The organism is Aeromonas sp. MR19 (genome assembly GCF_963899305.1).
Taxonomy (GTDB): Bacteria; Pseudomonadota; Gammaproteobacteria; order Enterobacterales; family Aeromonadaceae; genus Aeromonas; species Aeromonas bestiarum.
Genome location: NZ_CAWQWZ010000011.1, coordinates 1,133,134 through 1,148,417, shown reverse-complemented (window position 1 = coordinate 1,148,417; position 15,284 = coordinate 1,133,134). Strand labels below are relative to the sequence as shown.

Genomic DNA, 15,284 nt, shown 5'->3' with positions numbered 1-15,284 from the left:
CACTTTTCAGGTACAGCTCCCATCTCCCCGGCAAGCAACCCTTTTTACAGACCAGCGTGGTCGTTATGACGTTGGGCTTCATTTTTATCTGCGTTTTTTCAGGCACAGATCCCATCAGCTCTAGCAAGCAGCCCCTTTTTACAGACCAGCGTGGTCTTTATGACATTGGGCTTTATTTTTATGGGCAGCTTTGCTGCTGGGTGATGTTTGCCTTGGCAGCCAGGATCCGGGCCGGGTTGCCTACCACCCGGGCACCGGCCGGCACGTCTTTGGTGACCACGGCGCCCGCGCCGACAATGGCTTCCCGCCCTATGGTGACACCGGGCAGCAGTATGGCGCCGCCGCCGATCCAGACCCTGTCTTCTATGGTCACCGGCAGCGCCGTCTCCACCCCCTGGATACGCTCATCGGCTGCCAGTGCGTGGGCGGCGGTATAGATCTGCACGTTCGGCCCTATCATGACGTTGGCGCCGATGCGGATCGGTGCGTTGTCCAGCATGGTGGCTCCCATGTTGATATAGGAATCCTTTCCCAGGCTGATATGGCGGCCATAGGTGCAGTAGAGGGGCGGGCAGATAAAGGCGTTCTCCGCCAGCTCGCCGACTATCTCCCGCAGCAGCGCCAGCTGTTCCTCCTCCTCGTCGCTGCGATTGAAACGGCGGTACAAGCGCGCCGTCTCCCGGCGCAGGACATCCAGCTCCGGCGCCATGCAGTTATAGGGCTGGCTGCTGATCATTTTCTGATATTCGGTCATGGCTGGGACTCAATGGGGTGGAGGAGGAGAGAATAAGCCATCTAGGCGCAGAGAAGCGTGAAGTTCTCCCCAGAGTGGGCAGAAGGGTGCACGGCTGGCGCTGAGAAACAACAAGGGCACCCTGGGGTGCCCTTGTTGGTCTGCTGCTGCAGACATCGAAGATGCTTGTCTCTATCAGCCGTGTTTGCGGCCGGAGAGGCGGCACCACTCCTCTTTCACAGCGGTCGGGTCCATGTCGAACCACTGGCCGTAGATGGTTTCCAGCTCCGGGGCCTGGCTCTCCAGCACGCCGGAGAGGGCCATCAGACTGCCCGCTTTGCCGTGGCCGGCGATGAGCGGGGCGAGTTCGCGCAGCGGGCCGGCCAGGATGTTGGCCACCACCACGTCCGCTTCCACCCCTTGCGGCTGATCCGCCGGCAGGTAGAGTTCGATCTGGCCGGCGACACCGTTGCGCTCGGCGTTGTCATGGCTGGCCTGAATGGCCTGCGGGTCTATGTCGATGCCGATGACGCGGGCGGCGCCCAGTTTCAGGGCGGCGATACCGAGGATGCCGGAGCCGCAGCCGAAATCGACCACGGTTTTACCGGCCAGATCCAGCCCGTCCAGCCACTGCAGGCAGAGCGCCGTGGTGGGGTGGGTGCCGGTACCGAAGGCCAGACCCGGATCAAGCATGACGTTGACCGCATCCGGATTGGGCACGTCGCGCCAGCTCGGGCAGATCCAGAGTCGCTCGCCAAACTGCATGGGGTGGAAGTGATCCATCCACTCGCGCACCCAGTCCTTGTCTTCCAGCTGCTCGACCTTGTAGCCCACGTCTTCCCCGAAGATCTGCTGGAAGAAGGCGATGGTGGGGGCCGGATCGGTTTCGGCATCGAACAAGCCCATCACTTCGGTCTCGCCCCAGAGCGGGGTTTCACCGGGCAGCGGCTCGTAGACGGGTACATCCTGGGCATCCATAAAGGTCACGGCCTGGGCTCCACGCCCCAGCAGCATGTTGCTCACCTTGTCTGCTGTCTTGGCAGTGGCGTTGATTCGAATTTGTATCCAGGGCATGGCGTCGACTCTTCATAAATGTGAAACCGCGAGATTCTATCATCATGGGCCTGTGCTGTCGTGGTTTGCCCATGTCGGCATGGCGCAGGAAGAGAACTCTGCCAAGTTGGCACGGTTAATGTATTCCTCATTGGGTGACGGGAAGCAACCTGTTCCCGCTGAATGCTTTGCTCTAGGAAAGTTCCGTCATCTTTTTCAGCCACCTTAGGGTGGCTTTTTTTTTACCTGCTGGCGGTTAGCAGGCTTGCGTGGGTTGCTGTGTGGGGATGCGCGTGAAGAAAGGGCGCAGATCCGGGGGATTGGCACACAAGATGCAAAGATGGAGATGTCCTGCATAAGGATATGTGTGTGATTGTTACCCCAACGTTCAGGTATTTAGGGCCATCCCGGCGGGATGGCCCCTTTTTTATCGTTTTTTGGAGTGATGCTGCGTGGTGACTGTCTGGTGCCTGTTGTGAACTGTGCACTGATGGGGCCTGTCACTGGTGAATTCACCCCATGATGGTGCAGTTTTTACCTATAAGGGATTAGTTGCCGAATCGACTCATGTCGATCACCAGCTTGCCGACCATGCGACCCGCTTCCACCTCGGCATGAGCCCGGGCCAGGGTGACTGGGGTCAGCTCGGCCAGGGTGCGGGTGAGCGTGGTCTTGAGCACCCCTTGATCGAGGAGGGTGGCGACCCGGCTCAGCAGCTTGTGTTGCTCGATCATATCCGGGGTCTGGAACAGGGAGCGGGTGAACATGAACTCCTGGCTGAAGGTGACGCTCTTGCTCTTGAGCAGGCCCAGATCCCAGGGCTCGCTGGATTCGGCGATGGTGCAGATGTGGCCGAACGGGCGAATCAGGCTGGCCATGGCATCCCAGTGCTGCTCGGTGGCATTGGTGCAGAAGATGGCATCGAGCTGGGTGACGCCAAGGGCGGTGAGCTCTGCCTGCAACTGGTGATGGCTCACCACCTGATGGGCCCCCATTGCCAGACACCATTCACGGCTTTCTGGCCGGGAGGCGGTGGCGATCACCTCCATGTTGGTGAGCTGGCGGGCCAGCTGGATGGCGATGGAGCCGACGCCGCCGGCACCGCCTATGATGAGCAGCTTGCCCATGCTCTCGCGGCGAAAGCCGATGCGCTCGAACAGCGCCTCCCAGGCGGTGATGGCGGTGAGCGGCAGAGCGGCGGCTTCCGGGTCTGTCAGGCTGGTGGGGGCAAGGGCGGCGATGCGCTCATCCACCAGCTGCAATGCGCTGTTGCTGCCGGGGCGACTGATGTCGCCGGCATACCAGACTCTGTCGCCCGCCTTGAACAAGCTAACCTCATGGCCGACGGCCACGACTTCGCCGACAGCATCCCAGCCCAGCACGCGGGGCGTCTCCTCAACCTTGGCCTTGGGAGCGCGGACTTTGGTGTCCACCGGGTTGACCGAGGTTGCCGTCACTTTCACCAGCAGATCCCGCGGGCCCGGGGTCGGGTCGGGCAGATTGGCCTCGATGAAGCAGTGGGGGTGATCGCTGGGCAGATAATGGGTGAGGGCGATGGCTTTCATGGCAGTTCCTTTCAAATCGGATGGATTGGGATTGCCAGCCACTCTAGTCTGATTGATTATCCTGATTAAGATGGGTAATTGGTAAAGACTGTTTGAATATATGAACAATGTCGAACTGGAGTTGATGGGGCTGTTCGCTACCGTGGTGGAGCAGGGCAGTTTTACCGGTGCCGCCGAGGCGCTCGGCATGCCCAAGTCCTCGGTGAGCCAGAAGATCTCGCGGCTCGAAGCCCAGCTCGGGGTGCGACTGCTGCAGCGCACCACCCGCCGGCTGAGCCTGACCCCGCAGGGAGAGATCTACGTGGAGCAGTGCCGGGCGCTGCTGGCGCTGGCCCGCAGTGCCAACCTGGCGATGGCGCGGCTGCGCACCGCCCCCGCTGGCCGGGTAAGGATCACTGCGCCCGAGGCGACCGGCACCCTGCTGCTTGGCCGGATCCTGGCCGAGTTTCGTGCCCTCTATCCCGAGGTGGTGCTGGAGCTGACCCTGAGTGACGAGCAGCTGGATCTGGTGGGGGAGGGTTATGATCTGGCGCTACGGGCGGCGCCGCTGAAAGATTCCAGCCTCATCTGCCGGCGCATCGGTCAGGTGCCGCGCCATCTGGTGGCGGCTCCCGGTTATCTGGCGACCCATGGCGCGCCGCAGCAGTTGTCTGAGCTGGGACTCCACCCTTGTCTGGTGCACTCGGCATTGCCGGTGTGGCCACTGCAGGAGGGGGGCTGGCGGCCGCAAGGGGCCTGCATCAGCAACAGTTTGCTGGCGTTGCGGGAGCTGGCGTTGCACGAGGGGGGCATTGCCCTGCTGCCCCATCACGTTTGCCAACAGGATCTGGCTGCGGGGCGGCTACACAAGGTGTTGCCGGATCACCCCATACCGCCCAATCCCTTCTACCTCATCTACCCGAGCCGGGAACATCTGGCGCCCGCCTTGCGCTCGCTGATGGACTTCGTCGCCGAGCGGCTGCCGTTTGCCTGAGGCTACCAGTTGCTCTGGCTGGCGGACTCCTGGTTGGGCTTGAGGCCGAGCGGCACCGACTGGCGCTCCGCCAGCATGCGGATCTGCCCCTCGATCAGGCTGGCATTGGGGCCCAGCACCAGCACCAGCTGATGGTCGTTGAGCTGGATCCAGGAGAGGCAACCCAGCCCCAGCAGACGGGACTGATCCACCAGCGCTATGTCGCGCACCCGCAGGCTGAGACGGGTCAGGCAGACGCTCATGGCCTGCAGGTTGTCCATCCCGCCCAGCACCTTGAGATACTGGATCGCCAGCATCTGGGGATCCGAGGGGGCGACGCTCGCCAGCCGTGGATGCTCTTTGGCGATGGGCTTGCTCGGCAGGCTGAGGGGGGCGCGTTCCAGCAGTTGATAGAACAGCAGGGTATAGGCGACGAAGAAGAGGATGCCGACCGGAATGAGCCAGAAGCTGTGCTCGCCGGACTGATAGCTCAGTACCAGATCCAGCAGGCCGGCAGAGAAGTAACTGCCCACCTGGATGCCAAGGGCGCTGCAGATGGCGAGCGATAGCCCGGTCAGCAGGGCGTGGGCCAGAAACAGCCAGGGGGCGGTGAAGGCGAACAGGAACTCTATGGGTTCGGTGATCCCCACCAGCGCCGAGGTGAGCGCCAGGGTGAGCAGCAGGCCCCCCTGCGGCAGGCGCTGCATGCGCTGGCGGTGCAGCCAGATGGCAAAACAGGCGCCGGGCAGGCCGAACATTATGATGGGGTAGAGCCCGGCCACATAGCCTTCGTGCAGCGGCTGGGCGCTGGCCAGCGCCAGCAGGTTGCTCTCGCCCAACCCCATCAGGCTGCCCAATACCTGATGCAGGCCGAGGGGGATCAGCAAGCGGTTCAGCACGCCATAGCAAAAGGCCCCCAGCGGGGTGGTGAGCAGCTCTGAGGCCAGCAGCGTGATGCCCTGTTCCAGCAACGGCCAGAACAGGGAGAGAGGGAACGCCAGCAACAGGCAGCTGAGCGCCGAGGCGAACAGGCAGAGGAAGTCCCCATTCACTCTCTGCAACCAGCCAGACAGTGTGTGCCGTTTCACCCAGGGGTAGACGATGGCCGTGGTCATGCCCGCCAGCAGGCCGCAGATCATGTCCGCATGCAGGCCGGGGGCCAGGGTGCCCAGTGCCGAACTCAGCAGCAGGAAGTTGACCGCCCCGGCCAGCGCCTGGGTGCCCTCTCCCTGCCGGCTCAGGCCGAAGGCGATGGCCACCGCGTAGATGAGCGGCATCTGGCTGAACAGAGCGCGCCCCGTGAGGGAGAGCACCGCCAGATCCAGCACATCCGGCTGACCGAGCCGATAGAGCAGGGCCGCCAGCGGCAGTATGGAGACCGGCAACAACAGGGCATAGCCGAGTCGTTGCAGGGCATGAGTCAGGATCTGTCTGGCGTTCTGTACTGGCATAAGGGCGCGGCGTTTTGTGACTTGGCGCACAGTTTACCCGCAAAACACCCATTTTGGGATAGTTTTGGAACCCTTTATTAATCTATTTGTTATTGCTGTTCAAACAATCGCCGCACGCTCTGGCCGGGTGGCGGTGTCATCAGGCTGACCACCACGAAGGCGGCCAGTCCCAGCCCCAGGCTCGGCACTATGGCGTGCAGTCCGGCCAGCTTGATCCCCCACTGACTCAGCACGCCATAGCAGACGATGCCGGACACCATGCAGGCCAGGGCGCCGGGGCCGTTGGCCCGCGACCAGTAGAGGCCGAGTACCAGCGGCCACAGGAACACGGCCTGCAGTCCGCCGAAGGCGAGCAGGTTGAGCCAGATGATCATCTCGGGGGGCTGCAGCGCCGCCAGCAGCACCAGCGTGCCCAGGATCAGGGTGCAGAGCAGGGAGAGGCGGGGAATGCGCACTTCCAGCTTCTCCTGCTTCGGACTGAGGTAGTTGAGGTAGAGATCCTTCACCAGGGTCGCGGAGGCCTGGATCAGCTGGGAGTCGATGGTAGACATGATGGCCGCCATGGGCGCCGCCAGGAAGACCCCGGCCAGCCAGGGGGGGAGCACCTCCATCATCAGCGAGGGCATGATCTTGTCCGGGCTGTCCATGCCGGGCAGGATGGCGCGACCGAGCGCCCCGGCCAGGTGCATGCCGAACATCAGCAGGGCGCTGACTACTGTACCGATGAGAATGCCTCTGTGCAGCGCCTTGCTGTCGCGATAGCCAAAGCAGCGCAGGGCCGAGTGGGGCAGCCCCACCACACCGACACAGACCAGGATCCAGAAGCTCAGCATGAAGGGCTGGGTCAGCATGTCGCCGGCCCCCTGCGGGCTCACCAGCTTGGGATCTATCACCTTGAGCTGGTGGATGAGGTTGGGCAGGCCGTCGCCTGCCACCAGGATCCCTGCCAGCAGGGCGCCGGTGCCGATCAGCATGATGATGCCCTGCAGGGCATCGGTCATCACCACGGCGCGAAAGCCGCCGATCACAGTGTAGAGCAGCACGCAGCTGGCAAACAGGAAGAGCCCCTGCTGATAGCTGAGGCCGGTGGCCGTCTCCAGCAGGCGGGCGCCGCCGATAAACTGCACCACCATGGTCGCGATAAAGGCGAGGATGATGGTGACGGAGCCCAGCACCACCACCGCCTTGCTCTGGTAGCGGGCCCACAGCATGTCGTTGATGGTCACCGCATTGACCCGGCGGGCTATGATGGCGAACTTCTTGCCGAGCACTCCCAGGGTGAGCCAGACGGTGGGCAGCTGGATCATCGCCAGCAGCACCCAGCCAAGGCCGATTTTGTAGGCAGCACCGGGCCCGCCGATAAAGGAGGAGGCCGAGGTGTAGGTGGCCACCAGCGTCATGGCCAGCACCAGACCGCCCATGCTGCGGTTGCCGATGAAGTACTCCTGCACGAAGTCGCCGCCGGCGCGGTGGCGGCTGGCCCAGAAGCCGACTCCCAGCACCAGCACCAGATAGATAATGAGCGGCAGCATCAGCTCAAGATTCATGGGTGGACTCCTTGGCAGGGGGATGAGGCGTATCGAGGGGAATATCCACAAACAGGCGATCCACCATCAGGCCGCACAGCACTATGAACAGCAGCGGCATCACCATGCAGCTGAGCAGGAACCAGAGCGGCATGTCCCAGTATTCGATCTCTTCGGGGATGAAATAGGCAGTGCCATACCAGGCAAAGAAGTAGAGCAGGGTCAGCAGCAGGCAGAGGGCTGCTTCCCGGCGAGCGAGCGCGAAACGATTCACCTTGGCCTCCGACAATTTTGAGGGGCGCAAGGATAACAAAAAAGGGCCATGTCGCCATGGCCCTTTTTCAACAGAGGCTCCTTGCGGAGCTGACTTCTATCGGAAGTCATTGTTCTGCCTTAGATCCTTACAGACCCAACTTCTTGTGCAGATAGTGGATATTGGTCCCACCATGCTGGAAGTTTTCGTCCTTCATGATCTCTTTTTGCAGGGAGACGTTGGTCTTGATCCCTTCCACCACCAGCTCGTCCAGCGCCTGGCGCATGCGGGCGATGGCGACGTCACGGTTCTCGCCGTAACAGATCAGCTTGCCGATCATTGAGTCGTAGTAAGGCGGCACCTTGTAACCGGCGTAGATGTGGGAATCCCAACGTACGCCCAGACCACCCGGCGCGTGGAAGCGCTGGATCAGGCCCGGAGACGGCATGAAGGTGGCCGGGTCTTCGGCGTTGATCCGGCATTCGATGGCATGGCCACGGATGCGGATGTCCTGCTGGGTGATCGACAGGGGCTGACCGGCGGCGATGCGCAGCTGCTCCTTGATCAGATCCACGCTGGTGACCATCTCGGTGACCGGATGCTCAACTTGGATCCGGGTGTTCATCTCGATGAAATAGAACTCGCCGTTTTCGTACAGGAACTCGAAGGTCCCCGCACCGCGGTAGCCGATCTCGATACAGGCGCGCACGCAGCGCTCGCCGATGAACTTGCGCATCTCTTCGGTGATGCCGGGTGCCGGCGCCTCTTCGACCACTTTCTGGTGGCGACGCTGCATGGAGCAGTCACGCTCGCCCAGATAGAGGGCGTTGCCCTGGCCGTCTGCCAATATCTGAATTTCGATATGGCGCGGGTTTTCCAGGTACTTCTCCATGTAGACCATGTCGTTCTTGAAGAACTGGCCTGCTTCGGATTTGGTCAGCGCGATGGCGGCAGCCAGCTCGGCTTCACTGCGCACCACGCGCATGCCGCGACCACCACCGCCACCGGCGGCCTTGATGATCACCGGATAACCGATGCGCTTGGCGATGGCGGCGTTGTGCTTGGCATCGCTATCGACGGGGCCGTCGGAGCCGGGTACGCAAGGTACGCCAGCCTTCTTCATCGCCTCGATGGCGGAGACCTTGTCACCCATCAGGCGAATGGTCTCGGCGCGCGGGCCGATGAAGATGAAGCCGGATTTCTCGACCACTTCGGCGAAATCGGCGTTCTCGGAGAGGAAGCCGTAACCCGGGTGGATGGCAACGGCACCCGTCACCTCGGCGGCGGCTATGATGGCCGGCACATTGAGGTAGGATTCACCGCTGGCAGGCTTGCCGATGCAGATGGTTTCGTCGGCCAGGAGCACATGTTTGAGCTCCCGATCGGCGGTGGAGTGAACGGCCACTGTCTTGATCCCGAGCTCTTTGCAGGCGCGCAGGATCCGCAGGGCAATTTCACCGCGGTTGGCGATGACTACTTTGTCCAACATGGGTGGCAATTTCCCTTATTCGATGATGAACAGCGGCTCGTCAAATTCGACGGCCTGACCATTTTCAACCAGGATCGCTTTGATCACGCCGGCCTTGTCAGACTCGATTTGGTTCATCATTTTCATGGCTTCGACGATGCACAGGGTATCGCCGACATTGACGTGCTGACCCACTTCCGCGAACGGTTTGGCTTCCGGGCTGGAGGAGCGATAGAAGGAACCCACCATGGGGGAGCGCATCAGATGGCCACTTGGCGCGGCCGCTTCTGCGGTCGGTGCTGCGGCGCTGGCTGCCGGTGCGGCGGCAGGGGCCATGGCTGGCTGCATCATCATCTGCGGCATGGCGGTGGTCACCTGACCGGAGAAGTTGCGGCTGATGCGAACGGACTCTTCACCCTCGGAGATCTCCAGTTCGGCGATGCCGGACTCTTCAACCAGTTCAATCAGCTTCTTGATTTTGCGGATATCCATTAGCATTCTCTTTCTTCTTTATCTGATCAGTGATTATCAAGCCGCGCGCAACTGATGCACGGCCGCGGTTAAAGCGAATTGGTAGCCATCGGCACCCAGCCCGCAGATCACCCCCCTGGCGACATCAGACAGATAGGAGTGATGACGGAAGGGTTCCCTGGCATGGACGTTTGACAGGTGAACCTCGATAAAGGGGATGGCCACACCCAGCAGCGCATCGCGAATGGCGACGCTGGTGTGGGTGAAGGCGGCCGGATTGATGATGATAAAATCCACCTGGCCCATGGCCTGGTGAATGCGGCTGACCAACTCATGTTCGGCGTTGGATTGCAGGTGTTCCAGTGTGGCGCCGAGTTCGCTGGCGTTGTGCATCAGATCGGCAACGATCTCGTCGAGCGTCTTGCTGCCGTAGATGCCCGGTTCCCGTTTGCCCAGCAGGTTCAGGTTAGGCCCGTTGAGCAGGAGAATTCGGTGATGTTGCGACATATTGAGTACATCCTCGATGATAATGCTGCTATCTATCAGCTATCTTGTGGACTACCAGAAATCTAGCCATTTTCTGCGCAATTCGGTGTGCACTGGTACACAGATTTCGCAATTATATTGATTTCGTGAAAATTAGCAGCATTTTACTGGTCTAATCTCTACATCTGTCTGTTTTTTGAGCCTTCCGGTTAGCTGTTAAGTTGCTCAGTAGCAGAGACGACAAAGCCGGCACAGGGCCGGCTTTGGAGGTGGATAAGGGGCGGGATCAAGCCGCTTCCGACTTCTCGCGAATGAGCTTGTCGACTACGCCCGGATCCGCCAGGGTGGAGATATCCCCCAGACTGTCGGTCTCACCGGTGGCGATCTTGCGCTGCATTATGGAGCGCATGATCAGGCCGCCTCTGACTTTTCGCGGATGAGCTTGTCGACCACGCCCGGATCGGCCAGGGTGGAAATATCCCCCAGACTGTCGGTCTCGCCGGTGGCAATCTTGCGCAATATACGGCGCATGATCTTGCCGGAACGGGTCTTGGGCAGCCCCTCGGCCCAGTGGATCACATCCGGGGTGGCGATGGCGCCAATCTCCTTGCGGACCCACTCCTTCACCTCTTTATGCAGCTCGCGGCTCGGCTCTTCCCCGGCGATCAGGGTGACATAGGCGTAGATGCCCTGACCCTTGATCTCGTGGGGCACCCCCACCACGGCCGCTTCGGCAACCTTGGGATGGGATACCAGCGCAGATTCAATTTCGGCTGTGCCCATGCGGTGGCCCGAGACGTTCAGTACATCATCCACCCGCCCGGTGATCCAGTAGTAACCATCCTCGTCGCGACGAGCGCCGTCGCCGGTGAAGTAGCGGCCCGGGAAGGTGGAGAAGTAGGTCTGCTCGAAGCGTTCGTGATCGCCGAACACGGTGCGCATCTGGCCCGGCCAGGAGTCGGTGATCACCAGGTTGCCCTCGGTGGCCCCCTCCAGCGGTTCGCCCATGTTGTCCACCAGCGCCGGCTGCACGCCGAAGAAGGGACGGGTGGCCGAGCCTGGCTTGAGATCGGTGACGCCGGGCAGCGGGCTGATGAGGATGCCGCCGGTTTCGGTCTGCCACCAGGTATCGACTATGGGGCAGCGCTCCTCGCCTATGGTGCGGTAGTACCACTCCCAGGCTTCCGGGTTGATGGGCTCACCCACGGAACCCATGATGCGCAGGCTCGAACGCGAGGTACCCTCGACCGCATCACGGCCCTTGGCCATCAGGGCGCGGATCGCCGTCGGCGCCGTATAGAGGATGCTGACCTGGTGCTTGTCCACCACCTGGCTCATGCGGTTGGTGGCCGGGTAGTTGGGCACCCCTTCGAACATGATGGTGGTGGCGCCGTTGGCGAGCGGCCCGTAGACCAGATAGGAGTGGCCGGTGACCCAGCCCACATCGGCGGTACACCAGTAGATGTCTTCCTCGTGGTAGTCAAAGATGTACTTGAAGGTGAGGGTGGCATAGACCAGATAGCCACCCGTGGTGTGCAGCACACCTTTGGGCTTGCCGGTGGAACCCGAGGTGTAGAGGACGAACAGGGGATCCTCGGCACCCATGGCCTCGGGCGGGCAGTCGGCACTGATGGTTGCGATGGCTTCGTGCCACCAGATGTCCCTGTGACCGTGCCAGGCGACCTTGCCGCCGGTACGCTTGAGCACTATCACCTTGCTGACCTGGGTATCCGGGTTGGTGAGCGCTTCATCCACGTTCTTCTTGAGCGGGACAGGGCGGCCGCCGCGCAGCCCCTCGTCGGCCGTGATGACGATGGAGGAGCCGGAGTCTATGATGCGACCGGCCAGGGCCTCCGGCGAGAAGCCGCCGAAGACTATGCTGTGCACGGCGCCGATGCGGGTACAGGCCAGCATGGCGATGGCCGCTTCCGGCACCATGGGCATGTAGAGGCAGACCACGTCACCCCGATGCACACCTTGTGCTTTCAATACGTTGGCAAACTTGCACACCTCGGCGTGCAGCTCGCGATAGGTCAGCTTGCGATCCTCGGCCGGGTTGTCCCCTTCCCAGATGATGGCGACCTTGTCACCGCGCTGTGCCAGATGGCGATCCAGGCAGTTGGCCGAGACGTTGAGCAGGCCATCTTCATACCACTTGATGGAGACGTGGCCCGGATCGTAGGAGGTGTTCTTGACCTTGGTATAGGGCTTGATCCAGTCGAGGATTTTTCCCTGCTCACCCCAGAAGGCATCCGGATCCTGCACCGAGGCCTGGTACATGGCCTCATAGCCTGCCTTGTCCAACAGGGCGCCCTTGCTGATGTGGGCCTTGACCGGGTAGACCTTGCTCTCGCTCATCTGTCACTCCTTTGAATACATTCCCGTAATGATTAGATAACAACTTATACCTTTGGCGAGGGAGGGCAATTAGACTTTTGGATAGATGGAAACATCCGCTTACAGCACCATGAGTGACAATTCATCCGTGATTGAGTAAAAACATCGGTTTTATCGATGGAGATAGCCATGCTGTCCTTGCTCCTTTGCACCTCCCTCTGGCAGTTCGATGCCCCCCCGCTTGCCGATGACGCGGTACTGGCGGCTCCCCAGCCCAAAGAGTTTGCCGTGACCCGCGAACAGACGGGCTCGCCGGCGGTGCGGGAGCGTGTCGCCGAGCTGATGGGGAGTGCATTTCTGGCCCGCAAACCGCCGGTGTCCGTCACCCTCGAAGAGAAAAAGTCGCCCTATCCACAGAATTCGCTGCTGGCAGACTCGCCCCAGGGCCAGAGTGAGGGATGGGGTGCCCGATTGACGTTCAGCGAGTGAGTTGTTTATCTGTCATCGAGCGGTTGCTGCCACGCCCGTTTCAACACCAGACTCCCTTCTGGGGAGCCAGCTGCGCCGCCAGATGGGGTTCGGTCAAGGGGTGGCTGAACAGATAGCCCTGTCCCTCCTGGCAGTGCAGGGATTGCAGAAACTGGCGCTGAGCCTGGGTCTCTATCCCCTCGGCGGTGACTGCCATGTTCAGGCTGTCGGCCAGGTTGATGATGGTGCGGCACAGCTCCCGGCTGTGCTTGTCATCCGGCAGGGCCTGCACGAAGGTGCGGTCTATCTTGATGCGATCGATGGGCAGGCTTTTCAGCAGGCTCAGAGATGAGAAGCCGGTTCCGAAGTCGTCGATGGCGATCTGCACTCCCAGCGCCTTCAGGCGGGTGAACAGCAAAAGGCTCTGATCGACCCGCTGTATGATGCTCTCCGTGACCTCTATTTCCAGCCGCTCAGGCGGGAAACCTGTCTCCGCCAGAATGGCGGCGACCCGCTCCACATAACCAAGGGATCGCATCTCCCGCACCGAGACATTGACCGAGAGCCGTGGCACCGACAGCCCGGCCGCCAGCCACGTCTGCCCTTGCTGACAGGCGGTGCGCATCACCCACTCCCCAATCTGCTCTATCAGACCGCACTCCTCGGCCACCGGGATGAAGCGGGCGGGGACTATCATGCCCTCGTCGGGATGCTGCCAGCGCAGCAGGGCCTCCAGCCCGCTCAGGCGGTTGCTGGTCAGATCCGTCATGGGCTGGTACAGGATGCAGAGCTGATGCTGTTCTATGGCCTTGATCAGTCCCTGCTCCATGCTCATGCGTTCACGGATCTGCTCGGCCATGCCGGGGGTGTAGAACAGATAGCCGTTGCGACCCTGGCTCTTGGCCTCGTACATGGCGTTGTCGGCTGCGCTGACCAGGGCATCCGGGTTCTGGGCGTGTTCCGGGTAGAGGGCTATGCCTATGCTGGCGGAGACGGCGACTTGCTCGTGCGCCAGCTCGACCGGCTCGCGCAGGCGGGCCAGCAGCTGTTCGGCGAGCCGCTCCAGCTCTTCTGGCTGCTCGAAATAGGGGATCAGCACCAGGAATTCATCCCCACCGAGCCGGGTGGCCACATCGTTGTGACGCAGGCAGAGGCGGATGCGTTCGGCCAGCAGCTTGAGCAGCTGATCCCCCGCCCTGTGGCCCAGGTTGTCATTGATCAGCTTGAAGCCGTCCAGGTCGATGAACAGCAGGGCGAGCCGCTGCCGGTTGAGCTGGGCTGTCTTGAGCTCCAGTTCGAGCCGCTCCTGCAGCAGGTTGCGGTTGCCGAGCTCGGTCAGGGGATCGTGATAGGCGAGGTGATTGAGCTGTGCCTCGGCCTTGCGGATGGCGCTGATGTCGGAGAAGGCGATCACGTAGTGGGTGGTGTTGTGGCGGCTGTCGTAGACGGCGCTGACGTGCTGCCAGGAGGTGAAGTAGCCACCATCCTTGCGCAGGCACATCATCTCCCCGTGCCAGGCATGGCTGCCGGGCAGCAGGGTATGCCAGGGGTAGTCGATGTCGGTATGGCGGCGCGGATGCATGATGGATTCCGGCGACTTGCCCACTATCTCGTCCGCTTCATATTGGGTCATGTTGCAGAAGGCCGGGTTGACCGAGATGATCTGGCGTTGGCCATCCATGATGATGATGCCCTCGGCCGTGGTTTCGAATACCACATTGGCCTGGCGCAGCCGGTCCTCCTGAATGCAGCGATCGGTCGCGTCGTGGAGCACCCCCATGATGCGACGCCCCAGACTGTCGGTGGCCGCCACGTGATCGGCGTGGAGATCGACCCAGCCCCGCACCTGATCTGGCCCCAGATAGCTCAGGGTCAGATGAAGGGGGGCCGTGCCCTTGAGTGCCGATCTGAGCTGTTCCCCCGATACCGGGTCGAAGCGCTTGATGAACTGATCCATTCCCCCCTGAAACTGATTGGCTTGCGTGCCGAGCAGGCGCTCGACCTGACCATCAAATTGCAGCCGATCCTCTGCCACATGCCACTCCCAGACCCCGACCTGGCCGGCGCTCATGGCCAGTTGCAGCCGTTGCTGTGCCTCGACCTGCTCGGTCACATCCCGCACTATGGTCAGGATGCCGTCAGGCGTGCCCTGCTCATCCCGCATGGGGCTGTAAATGGCCTGCCAGTGCCGTTGCTGGCCCTGATGCGCCGCCGTCTGGCCGCTCAGGCTCAGCTCCACCTGGGGGACGCCGCTGCTGATGATCTGCTGGAACAGGGGTTCCAGCACAGGCGCCAGCGTCGGCACTATCTCACGCAGGTATTTGCCGTAGTGATCCTCCCGGGAGAGGCCATTGATATCGGCGAGGGTCTGATTGACGCTGCGACAGCGAAATTGGCGGTCGAACACGCCTATGCCAAACGGCGCCAGCTCGAACAGTTGCTGCAGCTCGTTTGGATTCAGCTGACCTGGTATCGGTGGATCAGGCATGGATTCGGATGTCTCTTCACGCATGACGGCTCC

The 15,284-nt window shown here is 61.7% G+C and carries 14 protein-coding genes; 2 read left to right on the top strand and 12 right to left on the bottom strand.

Features of this window, described 5'->3' with window-relative positions; translation table 11 throughout:
• Window positions 1-178 precede the first annotated feature (178 nt).
• From AACQ95_RS10975 to AACQ95_RS10965, 3 genes are all read right to left on the bottom strand, one after another.
• Window positions 179-754, bottom strand: a complete 576-nt coding sequence (locus AACQ95_RS10975; protein ID WP_241278587.1) for a sugar O-acetyltransferase — start codon at window positions 752-754, stop codon at window positions 179-181.
• Between the two features lie 174 nt (window positions 755-928).
• The gene (prmA, locus tag AACQ95_RS10970; RefSeq protein ID WP_098982739.1) at window positions 929-1,807 is read right to left on the bottom strand and encodes a 50S ribosomal protein L11 methyltransferase; all 879 of its coding nucleotides are present in this window, start codon (window positions 1,805-1,807) and stop codon (window positions 929-931) included.
• Window positions 1,808-2,334: 527 nt separating this feature from the next.
• Complete coding sequence (locus AACQ95_RS10965) at window positions 2,335-3,351, bottom strand: zinc-binding alcohol dehydrogenase family protein (protein ID WP_241278586.1); 1,017 nt, start codon at window positions 3,349-3,351, stop codon at window positions 2,335-2,337.
• Window positions 3,352-3,451: 100 nt separating this feature from the next.
• Between AACQ95_RS10965 and AACQ95_RS10960 the strand changes: the two genes are divergently transcribed.
• Window positions 3,452-4,324 carry a LysR family transcriptional regulator gene (locus tag AACQ95_RS10960; RefSeq protein WP_043140115.1) on the top strand — a complete coding sequence of 291 codons (873 nt, stop codon included), beginning with the start codon at window positions 3,452-3,454 and terminating at the stop codon, window positions 4,322-4,324.
• Between the two features lie 2 nt (window positions 4,325-4,326).
• On the opposite strand, the gene AACQ95_RS10955 is transcribed toward AACQ95_RS10960, so the two are convergent.
• The 8 genes from AACQ95_RS10955 to acs all read right to left on the bottom strand — a co-directional run bounded on the left by AACQ95_RS10955 (window position 4,327) and on the right by acs (window position 12,316).
• On the bottom strand, window positions 4,327-5,754 hold the full coding sequence (locus AACQ95_RS10955) for a PTS transporter subunit EIIC (RefSeq protein WP_098982746.1): 1,428 nt from the start codon (window positions 5,752-5,754) through the stop codon (window positions 4,327-4,329).
• An 89-nt stretch (window positions 5,755-5,843) separates the two neighbouring features.
• Entirely contained in the window at window positions 5,844-7,301 is a 1,458-nt protein-coding gene (panF, locus tag AACQ95_RS10950; protein WP_241278585.1) for a sodium/pantothenate symporter, read from the bottom strand.
• Window positions 7,291-7,554 carry a YhdT family protein gene (locus AACQ95_RS10945; protein ID WP_131729601.1) on the bottom strand — a complete coding sequence of 88 codons (264 nt, stop codon included), beginning with the start codon at window positions 7,552-7,554 and terminating at the stop codon, window positions 7,291-7,293. Before AACQ95_RS10945 ends, panF begins: the two co-directional genes overlap by 11 nt.
• Window positions 7,555-7,681: 127 nt before the next feature.
• Complete coding sequence (gene accC, locus AACQ95_RS10940; protein ID WP_042866664.1) at window positions 7,682-9,022, bottom strand: acetyl-CoA carboxylase biotin carboxylase subunit; 1,341 nt, start codon at window positions 9,020-9,022, stop codon at window positions 7,682-7,684.
• Between the two features lie 15 nt (window positions 9,023-9,037).
• Window positions 9,038-9,493, bottom strand: coding sequence for an acetyl-CoA carboxylase biotin carboxyl carrier protein (accB, locus tag AACQ95_RS10935; RefSeq protein WP_043140125.1), 456 nt, complete (start codon window positions 9,491-9,493; stop codon window positions 9,038-9,040).
• A gap of 36 nt (window positions 9,494-9,529) precedes the next feature.
• A complete protein-coding gene (gene aroQ, locus AACQ95_RS10930; protein ID WP_043140128.1) occupies window positions 9,530-9,979 on the bottom strand; it encodes a type II 3-dehydroquinate dehydratase in 450 nt (149 codons plus the stop codon).
• 265 nt (window positions 9,980-10,244) lie between these two features.
• Window positions 10,245-10,367 carry a hypothetical protein gene (locus AACQ95_RS10925; RefSeq protein ID WP_262108529.1) on the bottom strand — a complete coding sequence of 41 codons (123 nt, stop codon included), beginning with the start codon at window positions 10,365-10,367 and terminating at the stop codon, window positions 10,245-10,247.
• Window positions 10,368-10,369: 2 nt separating this feature from the next.
• Window positions 10,370-12,316, bottom strand: a complete 1,947-nt coding sequence (gene acs, locus AACQ95_RS10920; RefSeq protein ID WP_241278584.1) for an acetate--CoA ligase — start codon at window positions 12,314-12,316, stop codon at window positions 10,370-10,372.
• Window positions 12,317-12,484: 168 nt separating this feature from the next.
• On the opposite strand from acs, the gene AACQ95_RS10915 reads away from it, so the two are divergent.
• Window positions 12,485-12,784: a hypothetical protein gene (locus AACQ95_RS10915; RefSeq protein WP_241278583.1), complete on the top strand. Its 300-nt coding sequence runs from the start codon at window positions 12,485-12,487 to the stop codon at window positions 12,782-12,784.
• 40 nt (window positions 12,785-12,824) lie between these two features.
• On the opposite strand, the gene AACQ95_RS10910 is transcribed toward AACQ95_RS10915, so the two are convergent.
• Window positions 12,825-15,275, bottom strand: a complete 2,451-nt coding sequence (locus AACQ95_RS10910; RefSeq protein ID WP_241278582.1) for a sensor domain-containing protein — start codon at window positions 15,273-15,275, stop codon at window positions 12,825-12,827.
• Window positions 15,276-15,284: the final 9 nt, after the last annotated feature.